The following is an 18,714-nucleotide window of genomic DNA, read 5'->3' on the forward strand; positions in this document are numbered from 1 at the left end:
TCATTGGAAGGTCCAGAGCGGTAAGACTAACGGTGTTGATACCGCTGATAGGGACGATCATTTTATTTAACGAAAACGTTCACAACTTATTTCGTTTCAGCTCAAAGTTCATAAATGACATCGGTGGGTCAGAAGGATCAAATGGTGAAGGCACCGGCTTCTATGCGAATAATATATACTTTATATATTTTGGACTGTGCTTTCTAGGGTTCGGCTCATTCCTATTTAACGTGCTTTGTCCAGATCAGATAAAAAGCGAGCCATACATCGAACGCCAGGCTAGCCCGCTATCAAGCCGCACGCTAGAACCACATCCAGCTCACCACCCGATCCGGTCCTTTGCCAGGGTAGCAAGCGTCAGATTTTCACTGCTAGTGTTCAACGATGTCGTAGACTTGGAAGCTCCTATCAGCGAGGATCGAAAGTGGCTGCAGACGACGGTAGCGTCCCGCCGAACAGGCTCACCGGTAGCAACATTGGCGAGCACGCTGCAGCGCTAAAGAAGCTCATACCGGATGAAATTTTTACACAACTTAATCGCGGTTACGACGACCTCGCATCAGCCAATGGGCTTCCGCAATATTTCGAGCGCCTTGCACGCGCTCATCCCTTCGCTGCAGCTTGGCATGACCTCCAAGGATCGGTAGAGGCAGGCTCGATACAGCTGTCCGAGCAAGCATTTTTTTTGCTCGATATGCGCTTCGCGCTTGTCGCAGCGGCGCGTGACCCGGAGTTTGGAAAACTCCTCAGTCGCCTTCGAGGCGACGACGAATATTTCTCGGCTGCTTTTGAAGCCTTCGTGTTTCAAATGTACGCTAACGAACTGAAATTGCCGATTTCGTTTGTTCCGACAGGGCAAGACAAGCAGCCTGATTTGGTTTCGGACCTCAGAGGCGCCGGAAGGGTCTATCTCGAATGCAAGAGCCTCTTGGATGACGTCCGAATAGAGGAGCGGACATGGGTCAGAATAAGAGAGGCTATAGTCCGTAAACTTGAGAAGGCAAAAAAAAGCTTAGAGATCGAAATAATCGCGCATAGGGCAATAGAGTCGCGAGACGCCGTCTGCCTGATTGACGACGCAGTTGGAATTATAGACAACCAAATTCGTGACTTTCAAATCTATAGAGATGGCTATTTTGTGAGTAAGCGTCAGCTGATGGAAGACGGCGAGTTTGTGCCGCTTCCGATAAATTTTAAAAGTGACCCTGAGTGTAGCATGGTGTACGGCGCTGAACACAATTCACAATATGCCTCAAAGGTCTGGATGGCCAAGATGCGGGCTTTCTCAAGCTTAAATCAATTGGATCGTCTGAAAGCGTTATTTAAGAAAGCCAGAGACCAACTTCCTTCGGATTATCCTGGGGTGGTCCATTTTCAAGTTCCCTATCGGAATGCACAGCATTTTCAAAATGCACTTGATGCCTGTCGGGATGCCCTTGCGGAGGATTTAAACAGGAGGAAGCACATATGCGCGATTGTGATAACAGGTCGTTTTCTCGATAAGCATCGAGAAAGCGGTAGCGACCCCATAATATCTTTTCACTATGTCATACCAAATTATAGTGCGGAGGCTAAATTACCAGATGGCTTCCGATTGCTCGGTTCGAGGCCTGTTGCGCGGATTATGGGCGAAGATAAGAACGAATTTGAGTTAACAAAACAGGGAATGATGCGCTTCAACTTCGGCATATATAAGGAGATGGAAAAGCAGACTGGGAGGTATATGGTAAGTTACGTTTCAAGTGACGGATTCAGACAATTAAATATTTGGCAAGATTTCTTTGACAGGTCTCGAATAGAATTCTGGCATGAAGAAAGCGGCCATCACATACTGGATTTTGATATGACAGATATCGTGCCGGGCGAGACGAACAAGATCGCGATCCAGTGGAGCAGTGAAGGGTTGGCAGTCGCGCTGAACGGCGCGATGCTCGCGAAAACAGGCGTTTAGACGGTCGTTCCGTGGGCGAGTAGATGCGCCTCGAGCGCAACCTTGCGATGGCGTCATATCAGAACCTTGGATTAAGCGGATCGGTTCCGCAAACACCATCCGAGGCACACGTGCTCGGCCACGCGCTCGACAATAAAGGGTTTGCGGAATAGGAGCGAAGCGCTGTTCGAGACACTTTTGCGCGACACATGATTTTGCTATTGCCAATGCTTTGTTACCGCAAAAGGGCGCGCCAAATTGGACCACGCTGGCGAGTGGTGCCGCCTGAGGGACTCGAACCCCCGACCAATAGTTTAAGAGCGATTGTTGTATCGCGATTTGTCTATGCCGATCATGGCGCGCCGCCCGGGCGGCTTTCGGCTGAGCGGCCGCCGCAGCGCGATCCATCTGCCGCCCTGTTTTCATCGGTCGGACAATTGCCCGTGTAGCCGCCTCCGTCCGATGCGGGCGAGCGATAGCGCTGGATCACGGCCACGCTGCGTTGCCCGTCGCCTTCGATATGCGTGTTGTTGCTGTTCGGATTGAACGGATCGACCGTTTGCAGAAGCGAATTGGTGTTGTTTGCGTCGCCGGACGCAAGCGTCATCGTGTCGTAACTGTTCAAATAATCGGCAGCACAGCCCGACAAAAGCACCGCAGTCGCTACGGCAAAATACGATCGCAAATCCACAGAGGCATCCCCCGACACCGTCTGGCATAATGCTCCATTTGAAATTTGTTGTCGAATCCGAATTTGGCCGCTTGCCATCCGTGCCAGGGTAAGCAACGTTAGGGGCGGGTTTGGGATTTTGGGGGGACTATGAAGCGGTTTGTTTTAACCGTCGCTGCTTTCGTTTGCATTGCAGGCTGCGCGACACCACCGGACAAAATAGCAGGCGTGCCGAATGCTGGTCCCTGCACGCAAGCCGACAAAGAGCGCCTGGCGACTCTGACAAACCAGCAGAACAAGGCTGCAAACGGCGACGCGCTTGGCGTCTTCCTTATCGGCGTGCCGGTCGCGTCGATGTCCGGCGGCGACCACGAGACCGAGATCGCCGTGCTGAAAGGGCGTTGCGGGCCTCCGAAGACCTGACATTCCGGATTTCAGTCAGCGCAAAAGCCCGTCGATATCGATCCAGTGGCCAGCGCGCAGAACGGCGGCGTCTGTGATGTTTTCGCAACAGCAATCCCGCGCCCTCTGTGGCAGATTGCGAGTCAACGTAAGATTGTGTGCGGGGAAAACATGAAATCGCTTTTGCTTACTTCTGCCTTTGCCCTCGGCCTGTGCGGGCCGGTCATGGCGGCCGACGTCCTGGAAGCGGCTCCGACAACCGAGTGGACCTGGCAGGGATTCTATGCTGGCGCCTTCGGTGCTGGCACCCTCGAGCATTACAAGATCCGCGAGCCCAACATCGGCGCCGATGTGACGCACAATGTGGGCTCGCCCACGATCGGCGGATTCGCCGGCTACAATTTCCAGTCGGGCAACATCGTCTACGGCGTCGAAGGCGAACTCGGCTACCGTTTCAAGAAGGGCCACTTCCATGACGTGCCCGGCCCTGGTGATGTCGACGAGTCGCTCGGCCTGTTCGGTTCGGTCAAAGGCCGGGTCGGCGTGGAGATGGGCGGAGTCCTCCCCTACCTGACGGCGGGTGTCACCGCGTCTCAGTTGAAGACCAATGCGATCGGCTTTGCGGAACGAAACGGAACGGCAGTCGGTGGGATTGTCGGCGCCGGCGTTGACGTGCCGCTGACCCACAACGTGTTCCTTCGTGGCGAGTACGATTTCTCGTTCTTCGGAAAGAAGACCTTCGAATATTGCGGCGGCGGTTGCGTGCTCCAGCACACCGCCCAGACACACGACTTCCGCGTCGGCATCGGCCTCAAGTTTTAAGCCGTTAGAACTGTTGCAACTGACAACGCCGGGAATTGCCCCGGCGTTTTTCGTTAAGGCCAGGGTCGAGACGGCAATTCGCCGATCGGACCCTGGTCGTGGACCTCCCAACCCCTCCGCATTCGATGCGCGATGACTCGGTAAGGCTTCTCTTCATGCTGCATTGCAGCATGGCGAGCGAACCCAGAATGTCAACCCGCGGTGGCCTGTCAGCTGAAATTTGAAGCGGTCACGCGCGCCATATCAGCGGCATCGTTCGGCTACTTCTCTCCTGGCAGGTTCGGCCGAGATTTGCGATAGATGGCCGTTCTGCAGGTTGCACCATTGTATAGGTCGCTATCACCCGGCGCGGTGCAGCGGTAGCAGGAGCCGTTTCGTTCCGACTGTTCTTTCACGCGTTCAAGGCGGCGTGGCCGCCTTTCGAAAGCGGCGAGAGACGGTTGCAGCGAAGGAAAAGGGACCGATCCGTATCATGTGCTCAGCAGAGTGCGAGACGGAACAGCGCCCGCACCAGGAGCGATTAGTTGAAGGCGGGGATGGTGGTGACGGTCTCCTCCTGAAGCTTCGCCTTAATCTCCTCGGGTGTGAGGTCGGGGCCTCCCGTAATCAGATCGTGCTTCTTGAGCCACCAGATCGGTAGCTCCTCGGCGTCGCAGTAGGCCAGGTTCGCCTTGATCTGCGATCGCAGCCGCTTCAATTCCTGCACGGTGATCACCGTGCTGGCGACCTGGTCGAACTTCAGCCGCACCACGCCGATGCTGGTACGGACCTCGACCACGATCGGTTCGGCGAGCTGTAGCGAGCCTGGCCCGTCGAGCTCGAGCTTCGAGGGCAGCGCGCTATCGCCGGGGACAAAGGTGAGCCCGGTGCTGCCATCCGTGGCGGGCATACGCACGGGAATGACTCTGTCGACCGCTACGGGTGCCGTGCCGGTCGACGTCAGTTCAGCCTCGGCATGCATGCTGATCGAGCCGGCTGGGTCGTCGTCGAATGCCTTGAGCGTGGAGTAGCCCAGCACGCCGCACGACACGAATGGAGCATTTCGTGCAAACCGCGACGCCGTCACCTTCAACTCGCCGGGGCTTAGATTAGTCACGCTCCATGTGCCGCCGACTGTCACCGCTGCGGCATCGGCCGAGAAGGTCGTAATCGCGCCAGGGAGGGCCCTCGGTGCTGTGAACGGAATGCGGGCGCGGTACTTAAATCGTTCGATTTCCTCGACCGTCGTACCCTCCGGGAGACCGTCGATCCCGGAGGCGATCTCGGCGATGGTGTGGGACACCTCGTCGAGCAACACGCCGAGCACCTCGTTGAGCACGATTGCCGCCAACCAGCCGACGAGCGGGACGAACGCTGCGACGAGGCCAGCGATCACGGCACGAATCCCGTCGGCAAGGTCGTCGGCCGCGGAGGCGTCGATTTCGACTACTACGTTGCCGGCCTCGTATCCGACCGAGACACCGAACGAGGCGGAGACGACGTTGCCAAGCACCTCGGCGCCGTCCTCCCACACATTAAGATACGGCGTGATCGTGAAGGAGGCGCGGTCGCCGTGGCCGGAATACTGTACATCGACAGTCCGCACCCGGTATTGGCCGAGCGCCTGCGTGAGCCGCCCCCAGATCTGCGTCTGGATCGTGAGGCTCAGGTCCTGCGGGAGTGCGACAACGGCCCAGTCAGCGCCACTGAGTCTCTCGGTGATCGCGCCGTTGTAGAAGTCGGTCCAGCGATAGGGGTTGCCGTCGTTGGCCACCTCGGCACGGATGACCAGCGCGCTGCCCGTCGCGTCGAGGGCGATCCCCTGGTTCCAGAACTGCAGGCCCTTGGCGAGCGTGTCCGAGAGGTCCAACTTGACAGGCTTCAGGTTGAGAAGCGCTTTTAGCTTGTCCATCGCCCATTGCTTCGGGTCGACGACGCCCGCGATCGACGGGAACGCGATGCCGACCTCGAGGTCTCGGAATCTCGTCTCGAGCGCCAGCACGCCGATTGAGGACTGCTTGACCTCGAGGTCGAAGATGAGCGTGCCGCCAACGGTCAGGTCGGGAGTCGCGAGACGGTTCGGCTGCGCTGCGATGTTGGCCTCGGCCGTTATCTCGACGGTAACGTCGATAGCCAACTGCGTCTGCCGAGCTTTGATTTCGTTGTAGCCGGGACCTTGGTCGTGCCCGGAGTTGACGTGCAATAATTGGTAGGACGTGATCACGTCGCGGCGGAGGCTCGCGCCGCGGTAGCGTACCCGCTGTAGCTGCATGCCGAGGTAGGGGTCGGGGAGCGGGCGCGGTGTCGCGAGCAGCGTCTGGAGCACCTGGTCGGTGAACTTCTTGGCGCTGACCTGAAGCTCGATCGTTGAAGTCATGACGATAATCCAGCTGCCTGGAAGCGGTCAGTCGTGCTCACTTGGTGCCGATAGAACACGTAAACAGGGACTGCATCCGTCATCTGAGTACCCCCCCGATGAATTACTGAGCACCTATAAGTTCAAATGTCAGGTCGGATTATGCGGCAACGTGACCATGCGAAATACACATTAGCAAGATCGTATATCTATTCTCTTCAGAGACCTTTATAGGATTGGTGAACAACACGTTAAGATCCCCAGACATCCTTCTCCATAACTGGGATGGAATCACAGAGTTCCCTTGGCACCTATCAGACCTACTGCCCATGATCTTTGGCATTTTCATAGCCGATGCAGATGTCTGCTTCGAGGAAATCGGACCTTCGGCGACAACGAGTAAATAGCGGCGCAAAATGCTTCAACAGGCCATCGCCAATTCAGCCTCGAGCACCGGAACGATTCCGTTCGCATAGAGAATAACGGCGTCATCGAACTCCCCGCTTAAGGGTTCGCCGGTCCGGCTGAAAGCCACAACGCCGGCCGAGCAACCCGCCAGTTTCTCGGCCAGTCGCAAAGCGTGCTCGGCATCTTGCACCTCCACCGCCTTTCCGGCGGTGACGGCTCCCCTCGGCGTGAAGATGAAACTCTGGACAACAAAATACGTCAGCAACACTGCCTCCTGTGCCGCGACAGTGTGACTCAGGGTTGAGAACAAAACAAGTACAAACCCGCTCTTGGCTGCCCCTCATTCCACAGGGGCGCAGCAGCAACGCCAACCTACCGCGCTTGACAAAGTAGGTAGGCGTTACCTACCATAGGCGCAGGAGTAGGCAGATGAAATCAGCCCTTGATGCGCAGCAACCCTGGCACGTTGGAACCGTTCGGGCCATAGAGCATAAGCGCGCCTGCACATGCCAAGTCCTCTCCCTTGCCGGCCCAAGCGCTGACGGTCTCGTCGACCTTGCTTCGGATGACCGCCGCGACGGTGGGATCGCCGAGATCGACCTTATAGGCGGCAAGCATCACGGCCACCTCGCCTGCGCTGATCTCCAGGGCCGAACAGATCTTCGTGCCGGCGATCGCCTGCCCGAGATGGGACATCACGGCCATCTGCTTGTCGCTGTAGGCGAGCGCCTGCCCCGCAACGGCGACCCAGAAAATCGCAGCACACACCAATTTTCTCACTCAGTCCCCCTGCCCCCTGCCTCGCGTTCGGCAAGCTATCACAGGGCCGGAGCGCTCGCGAACAGGCTGCCACGCGCTGCCTTTTTCGCCGCCTTTCTGTTCTGCGCCGCTGTCACGCTGGGCGCCTTCTAACACGCCCAAAGGAGACCGACATTGCAGCAATTCATCAGACCGTCGTCACACAGCCGTCCGCCCTTCCCGGATGCATTTGTCGAAACGCATCCGCGTTGCCTCGAAATGTCGGAGGCCATGCGAGACCTCTACGCTGTCAGCGGCGGGGTAAAGCCCGAAGACCTCATCCGGGCGGGTTTTACCAGCTCCGAAATAGTCGAATTCCGCGACAATGCGGCAAGGCTGGCGGTGCTCACCAGCACCAAGCAACTGTCCATTCGTCCCGATCTGGCCGAGGACATGATCGAGAAGGCCAGGCATGCTGCGCCCAACCGCCTGCCGCTCCCGGCAAACGCGGAACCCACTCGAGGACTGATCCAAGCCTGGGGCGAATATTGTGCCGCCAGGGGCGCCCTCCTGCTTGACCCCTGGCCCGGTCAGCGGGAACGCTGCATGGCGGTGCTGTCGAGCTATCTGGAGTCCCTCCCCATCTTCCCCGCTATCCGGACCAGCGTCCTGCATGCGGTGGAAGCCACCATGCCGCGGGTGACGCAATGATGCAGGAGCAAACAAGCCGCGACCGCAAAGCAACGGTGATCCCTACCTTCAAGCCCGACGGATCCGCTTTCGACCTGGTCGATCCCAAATCATCCGATATCAGCTTAGCCGACATGGCCAACACGCTGTCCAAGCTGGCGCGGTTCAACGGGCTCTACCGTTGCCCCGCCTACTCGGTGGCCCAACATTCCGTGATGGGTGCTGATGCGCTCTACCGGGAGACCGGCGACGGCGTCGCCGCGGGCTATTTCCTCCTGCATGATGGGCATGAATACGCGCTGGGCGACATAACCAGGCCTGCGGTGGACCTGATCCAGCATCACATTGGCCGGCTGGCAGAAGAGGCGGGACTGGAAAGTGCGGCGTTCGTCGACCGGCTGGCGCACCGGGCGCTCGCCTCGGTCAAGCGCAGCATCGACGTAGCGATTTATCAGGCCGCTGGGCTGCCCGATGTCAATGCGGTGCCTCAATACGCTCGGCAGATCCGCGAGATGGACGATCGCATGCTGATCGCGGAGGCCACTGCTCTGTTCGGCGCCAGTTCGCGCAGCGCATGCCTGCCGCGCGTCTCGCTCCCTCCACCAAAGCTGGTCGGGGCAATAGTGCCGTGGGGCGCGATGAAGGCGGAGCTCGCCTTCATCGACCGCCTGCAGCGCTATCTCGGCATTGCCGCGCGAGCCGGTTGAACGAGGGCAGCGCGCAGTGCCTTTGCCGTCCAAACGAATGCTCTCGCCGGCCGAGGCTGCCGAATATTGCGGCGGCAAGTCGGTGGAATGGTTGAAGACGCATGTGCGGGTTACGCCGACCAGGATAGGCAGCCTGGTGCGGTACGACGTGCGTGCGCTTGACAGGTGGCTGGACAGCCGGAACCAATCGGAGCCGGCAACTGGAGACGAATGGCTGGGGTTGCTCGATGAGAGTTAAAATCACAGGGCTCAAACGATACAAGGACCGGCTCGGCATCGAGCGCGTCTATCACCGCAAGAGCGGCACGCCCATAGATCCGAAGCTGACCGGCCAAGCTTTGGCTGCGGAGGTCGACCGTCTAGACAAGCTGCATGCTCCAAAGGCTGCGCAATCCGGCACGCTCGGCGCGCTGCTCGAAAGCTACAAGAAATCGCCCAAATTCACCGATCTCGCTCCGCGCACCAGGTCCGACTACCAGCACTACATGGATCATTTGAAGCCGATCTCGGGCACGCCCTTGGCTTTGATCGATACCGCATTCATGGCGAAGCTGCGCGACAAGACCGTCAAGAAGCGTCGCGGCGCGTTCACCAACCACATGATGGCTATGCTCTCTTCCGCCTTCAAACACGGCAAGGAGTATGGGTTGGTGACATCCAACCCCTGCCTCGAGTTGGAAAAGGCGAAGATCGCAAAGGACAGGCGCAAAGAGAATCGCCCATGGACGAAGATGGAGCGGGTCAACGTGCTGGCTGCCGCACCACTCCACTACAAAGTCCCGATCGCCCTTGCGCGCTTCCTGGGCATGCGGCGCGGCGATATTCTGCGCCTGCCCCGCATGGCTTATCGGGACGGCTATATCTCTTTCCGCGCCTCGAAGAACGGCAAGATCATGAAGCTGCCGGCCTTGGGCGAGTTGCGCAAGATCCTGGACGAGGCGCTGGAGGCATGGCCGGTTTCAGAGATCGACGTCACGATGCTCTGCCTCAATTCGCACAAGAAACCCTGGACCGAGATGGGCTTTTCCGCATCGATCGGGAAATTCTTCGACGATTGCGGTGCCCGCGGACTCGCCGGCAAGGGCCTTACCATGCACGGCCTTCGCCACTCAGTTGCTACCGACCTGCGCGAACAAGGCTATCGGCTCGAGGACATCAAGAATTTCCTCGGCCAGGAGACGATCGAGATGGCCGAGCATTATTCTTCGAGCGCGGACGTATCAGGGGTCTTGATCGACATGGCGAATGTGATACAAGCCGGCTCGAAACGAGAACGGGTTTTGTCTAACTCCCGCAAGAAAAGTGTCTAACCGCTTTTCGCTCGTTCGGCCAAAGCCTTGAAATCAGAGGCTTTTTGGGGAATAGGTTAACGGTAGACCCACGGACTCTGACTCCGTTAGTCCTGGTTCGAATCCAGGTTCCCCAGCCATCATTCTTTTTTCAATAAAACAACAACTTAGATGAAGTTCAATTCCTGATGTGGGCGCAAAGCAGTCGTGGCTCTTTGCGGTTGATAGCGGACAGTCTGATATCGGAACCGGCCAGTCTGGGGAGGCGTCATTCCAACGACTGAAGAGCTCAAGCGTTGGCGGTCGTACGAAAATCCCGAAAGCCGGTCATCGACTTCATTGTCGCTTTGTGGACATTCTTGAATCGAGGCAAGGAAAGTCTCCTCTCTGCGAGTACCAAGTTGCACCTCTGCCCATTGCCTCGCGACGCGGCTTGGCGCGACTTCGGATGCGATCTATGGAAGTGGCTGTTCAGCCGCCGAAGCGCGGCTCGGGAATGCCGCGAACGCCGAGGCCGCTGATGGCGAAAAGACTGCCGCGCAAGACGCCGTCGCCTGGAAAACGTGGCAGCGGAGGTTTTGCCATCGAAGTCACGTAGAGGATGTCGAGGTTCGGGCCTCCGAACATCACTGAAGTGACTTTCTTGACCGGCATGTCGATGACCCGGTCGACGGTACCGTCCGGCCGGTAGCGAACTATTTTCGCGTCGTAGACCTGCGCGTTCCAGAGGCAGCCTTCCTCGTCCACGGTTGAGCCATCGGCGGCGCCGCCTCTAGCGATGTCGACTTTGGCGAAGGTGCGCCGGTTGAAGACGTTTCCGGTTTCAAGATCGTAGTCATAGGCCCAGATTTCGCCCGACCAGGAATCGGCAAAATAGAAGACGCTTCCATCAGGGCTCCAACAGGGGCCGTTGGACACGATGATGCCGTCGTCGAGCTTGTGCACGCTGAGATCAGGATCGACGCGATACAGCGCGCCGTTGGGCCCATTTTCCATGGTGTCCATCGAGCCGGCCACGAAGCGGCCGCGCTTGTCGACTTTGCCGTCATTGATGCGGTTGGATGGCTTGTCTGGTTCCGGATCGTGGATCAGTTCGACATCGCCCGTCTTGAAATCGAGGAGATGAAAGCCGCGCGCGAGGCTGACGATCGCTCCATCCCCATCCTTGCGCAGCGCCATGGAACCGATCTTCATAGGCACGTCCCAAGAGCGGATCTCGCGGCCATCATGCGTGGCGCGGAACACCCGCCCGTCGAAGGAATCGATCCAGTAAAGGCGCTGTTGCCCAACATCCCAAAGCGGCCCCTCGCCAAGGGTTGTCTTAACGTCAACGACGACGTCGATCTTCATGGCACATCCTCCATTCGTCCTGCGAACCGTCAACCCTTGAACCGCGGTTCCTCAATGCCTCGAACGCCCACGCCATGGATTGCGAAGACGAACCCCGCCTCGCGCTCGCGATGATATTGGTACTGGAAGGGCCTGGCCATCGAGGTCACATAGGCGATGTCGAGATCGGGGCCGCCGAAGATGACGCTCGTCGTCGATTGGACAGGCAGACCGATGATGCGGTCAACTACCCCGCTTGGATCGAACCGGATAAGGCGTCCTGAATAGACTTCCGTGCTCCAGAGGTAACCCTCGGAATCGACCGTCGCGCCATCCGGCAGACCTCGTAGGTTCTCGAAGCTGGTAAAGACACGCCGAGAGCGTACGTTGCCAGTCACGACATCGTATGCGTATGCCCAGATGACCCGCTTGCCCGTATCGGCAAAATAGAACGTGCCGCCGTCCGGACTCCAGCAGGGTCCGTTGGAACAGATGATGCCGGCATCGAGCGTGCTGAGCGACAGGTCATGATTCAGCCGGAACAGCTTTCCGACGGGCTCGCGTTCCTCGAAGTCCATGGATCCGGCGACGAAGCGTCCCTGCCGGTCGACCTTTCCGTCATTCATCCGCGGGCGCAGTTCGCCTGGTTGCGTCTCGACGATACGCTCCGCGCGGCCAGTGTCGAAGTCGAAGGTGTAGAAGCCGTCGCGAAGCGACAAGATCGCGCCCCCCTGCTCACGCAGAGCCATCGAGCCGATCGGTTCCGGCACGCTCCAACTCTTGCGATCGCCACCCGCGCAATCTGAGGAATGGATCGAGGGTCTGTAGGAATCGATCCAGTAGAGCCGCTGCTCGCGCACATCCCATAACGGTCCTTCGCCGAGTTGATCTGGCCTGTCGGAGAGCACTTCGATCCTCAGCATGGCGAGATCCTTAGAAGGCAACCTTGTCGCCGCCTTTCAGCGACAGGATCTCGCGTGCATCGTCGGGCGTTGCAACTTCCATGCCCAAGCCCTCGATGATCTTACGAGCGAGTTGAACCTGCTCGGCATTCGACTTGGCGAGCTTGCCGCGGCCGGCCCACAGGCTGTCCTCAAGACCGACGCGGATGTTGCCGCCCAGGGCAGCCGCCTGGGCCGCGATGCGCAGCTGGCTGGCACCCGCGCCGAGCACCGACCAGCGGAATTGGCCGCCGAACAGACGGTCGGCGGTGCGCTTCATGTGGGCGACATCCTCAGGGTGTGTTCCGATGCCGCCAAGCAGCCCGAACACCGACTGGACGAAGAAGGGTGGTTTGACCAAACCGCGGTCGGCGAAATGCGACAGATTGTAGAGATGCGCAATGTCGTAGCATTCGAATTCGAAGCGGGTGCCGTTGTCGTAGCAGGTCGAAAGGATGTACTCGATGTCCTTGAAGGAATTGCGGAAGACTAGGTCCCTGGTAGCCTCCAGATGTTGCTTTTCCCAGTCGAACTTGAAGGTCTTGTACTTGTCGACAAGGTGATAGAGGCCGAAGTTGATCGAGCCCATGTTGAGCGAGGCGACCTCGGGCTTGAACTGGGCAGCTGGCCTGACTCGCTCCTCTACTTTCATGTAGGGACTGCCGCCGGTAGTGATGTTTATCGCCGCTTCCGTGCCCTGCTTGATCCGGGGCAGGAAGCGCGCAAAGGCTTCCGGCGTCTGGTCGGGCTTGCCAGTCTCAGGATCGCGCGCATGCAAATGAAGGATCGCAGCGCCCGCCTCGGCTGCCGCGATCGCCTCGGATGCGATCTCGTCCGGCGTGATCGGGAGATAGGGCGACATGGTCGGGGTGTGTATCGCCCCCGTCACAGCGCAGGTGATGATGACTTTGCCCGTCATTTGCGGGCCGGTTGATTTGCGTGTCGTGGTGGCGCCTGCTTGCGTCATTGGCCGAACTCCTCATCCGCCTTCTTCTTGTGCGCCGCCAGCGCCATGAGGCGACGGTCACGCCAGACCTGGCGGTCCAGCAATCCCTCTTGGGGCAGTCGGCGGCGGCGTTCGCTCTCCACCGTCTGGAGGACCTGGCCAGCCCAATCCACCCGATGCCGCATCTGCGGAAAGATGTTCGAATAGATCGACTGGTACCGCTCGACATAGTCACGCACGCCGCCCGGTGCATTGAGGTCGATCGTCTCGAATGGCCCCATGAACGACCAGCGGAGGGCCAGCCCATCCCTGATGCCGACGTCCACGTCCTCGACGCTCGCATAGCCGCCCGCAACCAGCCGGAACGCCTCCTCGAGTAGCGCGCCTTGCATCCGGTTCATGATGAAACCGTCGAGCTCCTTTGTCATGACGAGTGGTGCGTGGCCCGCCGAAACCAGAAAGGCGCGGGTCTTGTCGACGGTCTCGCGGGAGGTCCACGGCGCCGGCACCACTTCCGCCGCCGGCACGAGGTATGGCGGGTTTATCGGATGTACGACCAGGCAGCGGTGGCGACCTGCAAGATGATCGGTGAAGGTCGAGGGAAGGAGAGCCGACGTCGAACTTGCGATGACGGCACCGGGATCGGCGACGGCATCAATGCGCGTGAAAATCTCGCGCTTTATTTCGCGTTTCTCAGGGGTGTTCTCCTGGATATGCACCGCGTCGCGGACCGCCTCGGCGAGTTCATTTACGATCGTTATGCGGGCAAGCACCTCGTCGGGCACTTGGCCGCGCAGAAGGTCGTTCGCCGCGAGGTCACCGAGCACGCCAGCGATGTAATTGCGGGCACCTTCGGCTGCTTCGGGGAGATGGTCCCACATGCGCACCGCATGGCCCGAGCGAGCAAAGCTGATCGCCCAACCTCGCCCAATGAAACCGCTGCCGACAATGGCTACCGTAGTCATGCTATTCTCCGGACATTGTGAGGACAGGATTGGATTTTTTTCTTATGCTGGAGCTACAGGGTCTCGACATTTCCATCCACGCCAAGCGACTGACCCGAGATGTTCAACCCCGCGTCCGAGAGCAGAAACGCGACCATGGACGCCACATCATAGGGGCTGGTCATCCGCCGCAGCGAGATGTTTTGCAGGTAACGGCCGGTCATCTCCTCGTAAGTGATGCCAAGCTGCTGGGCGCGCGCCGAGATGACGCTCTCGATTCGCGGCCCTTCGATGATGCCGGGCAGGATTGCATTCACGCGGATACCACTCGGTCCGAGTTCCTTGGCGAGGCTTTGGGTAAAGCCGACGACACCAAACTTGGCGGCCGAATATGGGGTGCGGAAGGCGTAGCCGTGGCGGCCCGCGGCCGAGGACATGGAGACGATGGAACCTCCTCCGGCGGCCTTGAGCATCGGCACGGCGCGCCGCGCACACAGGAATTGGCCCGTCAGGCAGACGTCGATACAGCGGCGCCAGTCTTCGGGAGCGATTTCGTCGACGCCCCCGGTTGGACCAGCGATTCCAGCATTGTTGATCAGCGCATCGAGCCCCCTGAGTGTCTCGGTCACCTTCTCGAACAGCCGGTCAACGTCAGCCTCGCTGGAGACATCCGCCTTGACCGCCGCTTCAACCGCGACGGTGTTGCCGACCGCGGCCAGCGCGGCGTCGGACACGTCGCAGACGACCAGGCGGGCGCCGAGCCGGCCAAGCGTCTCTGCGATGGCCAGGCCGATTCCGCCGGCGCCGGCGGTGACCAGCACGCGTTGGCCGGCGAGGCCGGAGAGATAGTCATCGGCCGAACGCGGCGCTCTCGATCTCATGATGTCATTCCCTTCGTCGTTCCCTCTATTGGACGCGCCGCTCGCGCAGGGCCATGACGGCACCGAGCACGACAAGGCCGTATAGGATCGCGCGGGTGGCATAAGGCAGCGTGGTGCCGGCAAGCAGCATCTGCAGCGCGGTGAGCAGAAGCACGCCGCCGAGCATGCCCAAGTAATGGCCGCGCCCCCCAGTGATCAGCGTGCCGCCGACAACCACCACTGCGATGGATGGCAGCAGGTAGTCGTCGCCCATGCCGAGGCTGGCCTGGCCGGAGAAGCCGGTCAGCATGACGCCTACCACGGCCGCGCACAGCGACGACAGCATATAGACCAGGATCAGCGTGCGCTCGACGCGAATGCCGGAGAGCTGCGCGGCGCGGACGCCGTTGCCAATGCCGTAAACGCGGCGTCCGAAGGGCGTGCGCCCGAGCACCAACACCGCGACGGCAACGAAGGCGAGCATGAACGGCACCACTGGGGTGACGCCGGCGAGGCGCCCGGTCATGAACCAGCGCAGCATTGGCGAGGAAAAGCCGGCCGGTGTACCCTGCGAATAGAGCAGCGCAAAGCCCTGCAGAATGCCGTTGGTGGCAAGCGTCATGACGATCGGTGAGATGCCGAGATAGACTATTCCGGCGCCGTTGGCGAAGCCGATCGCCAGCGCCATCACCAATACCGCAGGCAGCGCGTAGGCCAGCGCGGCATCGGACCCGTTGACCGTGCCGGCGAGAATGATGCCGCAGAGGCCAATGGTCCACGGCACCGAGAGGTCGAGGCCGCCGGTGAGGATGACCGTGCCCTGCCCCAGCGCCAACACCGCGAGGAAGGACGACAGGACCAGAAGCGAGTTCCAGTAGCCGGGATTGAGAATGGCGTGGCCGAGCCAGAGCTGGGTGGCGATGACGATCGCCACCAGACAGATATAGGCTGGTAACGCGTAGCGGAAGGTTTCGGCATAGCGGACGTGCAAAGGAGGTGCGGCACCGGCGCGCGACGGCGTGCGCGGAGCGATCTGCATGCGCCGGTCGGCGCGATCGAGCTGGGCCGGTAGAATACCGGCGCGCCAAGCGGCGAACTGAGCACGCGCGGCGCGTAGCTTCACCGCCAGCACCGAGCCGTGCGAGATTGAGCCGGCAAGCACGGCGAGGATCAGGATGGTGCCCTCGGCAATGGTCGAATAGTAGGCCGAGACGTTAAGTACCAGCAGTATGTTGACGACCATCATCAGGATGTAGGCGCCGAAAACGGTGCCAGCCGGGCCGCCCTGCCCCCCGCCCAGCCGGGTGCCGCCGACCACGACGGCGGCGAACATCGATAAGAGCAGCGGGTTGCCGACGAGCGGATCGCCGCTACCGGTCTGGGCGCTGATGAACACTCCGGCCAGACCGTAGCAACCGCCGGCGATCACGTAGACCAGGAAACGCACCATCACGACACCGACGCCGACAGCGGCGGCTGAATCCGGATCACTGCCAACCGCGTACAGCGCGGTGCCGAAGCGGGTGCCCTTCAGCCACAGCCACATCAGCAGCACGACGCCGATCACAGCCAGGGGCATCGGCACCAGGTTGGGCAGCGCGTCGCCGAGGTAAAACGAGCCTAGGTCTGGGGAGACGAAGCCGCCCGGCTTGTCCATTACCAGCAGGGTGACGCCCTGCAGGATAAACATGGTCGACAAAGTGACGACGATCGGCTGCATGCGCAGCCACGCAATAAAGAAGCCGTTGAAGGCGCCGACCGTCATCCCGATGCCGATACCGGCCAGCGTCCACAGGACAATGTTGGCACCCGGCGCCATGGGATCCATGCTTGAGGCCAGCGCGACATTGACCAGCGACACCACTGCGCCCGCTGAGAGGTCAAAGCCACCGGACAGCACGACCAGCGTCTGGCCCATTGCTGCAATCGCCGAGGTGGCGCCGCCGCTGGACAGGAAGGAGACGTCGAAATAGGTCAGCGGCCCGGCACCAACCCAGTCGACCACCCCAAGCGAGAGCGCGAATACGATAGCGGCGATCAGCGCGCCGCGGTTGCGCGCGAGCCAGCGTGCGAGAGGAGCGGTTGCGCTGCGTCCGCGCGCCGAGACGAGGCTCATCAGGCGATCTCCGCGGCAGCGTGACCAAGGGCTGGCCTCATGATGTCAGGTTCGGTGATGCGTTCACCTGATAGCTCGGCCGCGAGACGACCGTCATAGAGGACGAGAACGCGGTCGCAGAGGTGGACCAGTTCAGGAATCTCGGTCGAGTGGAACAGGATGGAGCCGCCGGACTCGACGTAATGGCGCATCATTACATAGAGTTCGTGCTTTGTGCCGACGTCGATGCCGCGCGTCGGATCGAACAGCAGCAGGATCCGGCTCTGGGCGACCAGCCACTTGGCGATGGCGATCTTCTGCTGGTTGCCGCCGGAAAAGGAGCGGGCACTGGTCCACAAGGCCCGACGGTCCACCTCAACTGTGCGGAACGCAGCCTCCACCGCCACGCCCTCGGCAGCAGCGTCGATCAGCCCGAACTGCGTGAAGCGGTCGACCACCGGGAGAGAGGCGTTCTCGCGGCCCGAGAGATTGAGAAAGAGGCCTTCGGTCTTACGATCCTCCGGCACCAGACCGATGGCAATGTTCGGCCGCAACGCATCGGCTGGCGAACTCAGTCGAACCGCCCGACCATCTACCAGCACCTGACCGCGCTCGATCTCTGCCATGCCAAAGCAAGCCAGGAACAGGTCCTGTTGCCCCATCCCCTGCAGACCGGCTACGCCGAGTATCTCGCCGCGGCGGAGGTCGAAGCCGACGCCGTCAAGCTTGTGCCCCACCTTCAGATCGCGCACACCGAGCACCGGCGACCCGAAAGGCTGCCCGGCATCTGGCTTGGGGGGGAAAGTCTGCTCGATGGAACGGCCGATGATGCTCTCGATCACCTGCGCGTCGCTGACCTCGCCGACCGGCGCGGTGGTGATGTGGCGGCCGTTGCGCAGAATGGTCAACGTATCGCAGAACGCGCGAACCTCGCGCATGCGATGAGTAATGAAGACGATAGTGGTACCGGCGGCCTTCAGGCGGGCGATGATTGCGCCGAGCCAGTCGACGTCACGGCCAGCCAGCGTCGAGGTCGGCTCGTCGAGCAGCAGTATACGCGGCTTGCGATAAACGGCCCGGGCAATCTCGATCTTCTGGCGCACAGCCAGCTCGAGGCTCGCTACCTCCGCGTCGAGATCGACCGAGAAGCCGAGCTCATCGACGTGACGGCGCAGCGCAGCGCGCGCGGCGACGCGGCGGACGAGCCCCGTCGGGCCCATCGATGCGTAGGGCAGAAGCATATTGTCAAGGACGCTGAGGTCGCGAATCAGCGTCATCTCCTGGAATGCTGTCTGCACACCGGAGGCATGCGCCTCGCGCGGCGACGACAGCCGGCACTCCTCGCCAAAGATTCGTATGCGGCCGCTGTTCGGGCGCATCAGGCCGGACAGCAGCTTCACGAGCGTGGACTTACCGGCTCCGTTCTCACCAAGCAGTGCGTGCACGCTGCCCGGCCGCACAGCGAAGGAGACATCTTTGAGCGCAACGGTAGGGCCAAATGCCTTGCCGATGCTGTCGACCTCGATAGCGGGGATCACCGTGTGCGTAGTCATCGGGCCTTGTCTGCGGCAGCGCGTGGAAGAGGCGCCGCGACGAGAAACTCGCGCG

The 18,714-nt window shown here is 60.4% G+C and carries 17 protein-coding genes and 1 tRNA gene; 7 read left to right on the forward strand and 11 right to left on the reverse strand.

Going from position 1 to position 18,714, the window contains the following annotated elements:
- Positions 1-424 precede the first annotated feature (424 nt).
- Positions 425-1,951: a hypothetical protein gene (locus P9272_RS18595; RefSeq protein WP_278161653.1), complete on the forward strand. Its 1,527-nt coding sequence runs from the start codon at positions 425-427 to the stop codon at positions 1,949-1,951.
- A 331-nt stretch (positions 1,952-2,282) separates the two neighbouring features.
- On the opposite strand, the gene P9272_RS18600 is transcribed toward P9272_RS18595, so the two are convergent.
- The gene (locus tag P9272_RS18600) at positions 2,283-2,717 is read right to left on the reverse strand and encodes a hypothetical protein (RefSeq protein WP_278161654.1); all 435 of its coding nucleotides are present in this window, start codon (positions 2,715-2,717) and stop codon (positions 2,283-2,285) included.
- Between the two features lie 111 nt (positions 2,718-2,828).
- On the opposite strand from P9272_RS18600, the gene P9272_RS18605 reads away from it, so the two are divergent.
- Positions 2,829-3,023, forward strand: a complete 195-nt coding sequence (locus P9272_RS18605; protein ID WP_095818283.1) for a hypothetical protein — start codon at positions 2,829-2,831, stop codon at positions 3,021-3,023.
- A 45-nt stretch (positions 3,024-3,068) separates the two neighbouring features.
- Positions 3,069-3,824 (forward strand): outer membrane protein, encoded by a 756-nt coding sequence (locus P9272_RS18610; RefSeq protein WP_278161655.1) that lies wholly within the window; start codon positions 3,069-3,071, stop codon positions 3,822-3,824.
- A 520-nt stretch (positions 3,825-4,344) separates the two neighbouring features.
- On the opposite strand, the gene P9272_RS18615 is transcribed toward P9272_RS18610, so the two are convergent.
- The 3 genes from P9272_RS18615 to P9272_RS18625 form a co-directional block, all read right to left on the reverse strand.
- On the reverse strand, positions 4,345-6,180 hold the full coding sequence (locus P9272_RS18615; RefSeq protein ID WP_278161656.1) for a hypothetical protein: 1,836 nt from the start codon (positions 6,178-6,180) through the stop codon (positions 4,345-4,347).
- Between the two features lie 400 nt (positions 6,181-6,580).
- Positions 6,581-6,832 carry a hypothetical protein gene (locus P9272_RS18620; RefSeq protein WP_278161657.1) on the reverse strand — a complete coding sequence of 84 codons (252 nt, stop codon included), beginning with the start codon at positions 6,830-6,832 and terminating at the stop codon, positions 6,581-6,583.
- Between the two features lie 170 nt (positions 6,833-7,002).
- On the reverse strand, positions 7,003-7,335 hold the full coding sequence (locus P9272_RS18625; protein ID WP_278161658.1) for a hypothetical protein: 333 nt from the start codon (positions 7,333-7,335) through the stop codon (positions 7,003-7,005).
- Between the two features lie 165 nt (positions 7,336-7,500).
- On the opposite strand from P9272_RS18625, the gene P9272_RS18630 reads away from it, so the two are divergent.
- The 4 genes from P9272_RS18630 to P9272_RS18645 all read left to right on the forward strand — a co-directional run bounded on the left by P9272_RS18630 (position 7,501) and on the right by P9272_RS18645 (position 10,131).
- Positions 7,501-8,016 (forward strand): hypothetical protein, encoded by a 516-nt coding sequence (locus P9272_RS18630; RefSeq protein WP_278161659.1) that lies wholly within the window; start codon positions 7,501-7,503, stop codon positions 8,014-8,016.
- On the forward strand, positions 8,013-8,702 hold the full coding sequence (locus tag P9272_RS18635) for a hypothetical protein (RefSeq protein WP_278161660.1): 690 nt from the start codon (positions 8,013-8,015) through the stop codon (positions 8,700-8,702). The genes P9272_RS18630 and P9272_RS18635 overlap by 4 nt, the downstream gene beginning before the upstream one ends.
- A 227-nt stretch (positions 8,703-8,929) precedes the next feature.
- Entirely contained in the window at positions 8,930-10,012 is a 1,083-nt protein-coding gene (locus tag P9272_RS18640; RefSeq protein ID WP_278161661.1) for a tyrosine-type recombinase/integrase, read from the forward strand.
- Between the two features lie 45 nt (positions 10,013-10,057).
- Positions 10,058-10,131 (forward strand) — tRNA-Gln (locus P9272_RS18645).
- Between the two features lie 331 nt (positions 10,132-10,462).
- Here P9272_RS18645 and P9272_RS18650 read toward each other — a convergent pair.
- The 7 genes from P9272_RS18650 to P9272_RS18680 are packed head-to-tail and all read right to left on the reverse strand — an operon-like array spanning position 10,463 to position 18,659.
- Positions 10,463-11,341, reverse strand: a complete 879-nt coding sequence (locus tag P9272_RS18650; protein ID WP_278161662.1) for an SMP-30/gluconolactonase/LRE family protein — start codon at positions 11,339-11,341, stop codon at positions 10,463-10,465.
- A gap of 29 nt (positions 11,342-11,370) precedes the next feature.
- The gene (locus tag P9272_RS18655; protein ID WP_278161663.1) at positions 11,371-12,243 is read right to left on the reverse strand and encodes an SMP-30/gluconolactonase/LRE family protein; all 873 of its coding nucleotides are present in this window, start codon (positions 12,241-12,243) and stop codon (positions 11,371-11,373) included.
- A gap of 10 nt (positions 12,244-12,253) precedes the next feature.
- On the reverse strand, positions 12,254-13,180 hold the full coding sequence (locus P9272_RS18660) for a 3-keto-5-aminohexanoate cleavage protein (protein WP_128259472.1): 927 nt from the start codon (positions 13,178-13,180) through the stop codon (positions 12,254-12,256).
- A gap of 44 nt (positions 13,181-13,224) precedes the next feature.
- Complete coding sequence (locus tag P9272_RS18665) at positions 13,225-14,172, reverse strand: 3-hydroxyacyl-CoA dehydrogenase (RefSeq protein WP_128259356.1); 948 nt, start codon at positions 14,170-14,172, stop codon at positions 13,225-13,227.
- A gap of 53 nt (positions 14,173-14,225) precedes the next feature.
- On the reverse strand, positions 14,226-15,032 hold the full coding sequence (locus tag P9272_RS18670; RefSeq protein ID WP_278161664.1) for an SDR family oxidoreductase: 807 nt from the start codon (positions 15,030-15,032) through the stop codon (positions 14,226-14,228).
- Between the two features lie 25 nt (positions 15,033-15,057).
- Complete coding sequence (locus P9272_RS18675) at positions 15,058-17,127, reverse strand: ABC transporter permease (protein ID WP_278161665.1); 2,070 nt, start codon at positions 17,125-17,127, stop codon at positions 15,058-15,060.
- Positions 17,127-18,659 carry a sugar ABC transporter ATP-binding protein gene (locus P9272_RS18680; RefSeq protein WP_278161666.1) on the reverse strand — a complete coding sequence of 511 codons (1,533 nt, stop codon included), beginning with the start codon at positions 18,657-18,659 and terminating at the stop codon, positions 17,127-17,129. The genes P9272_RS18675 and P9272_RS18680 overlap by 1 nt, the downstream gene beginning before the upstream one ends.
- Positions 18,660-18,714 lie beyond the last annotated feature (55 nt).

It is taken from the genome of Mesorhizobium sp. WSM4976 (genome assembly GCF_029625685.1).
GTDB lineage: Bacteria > Pseudomonadota > Alphaproteobacteria > Rhizobiales > Rhizobiaceae > Mesorhizobium.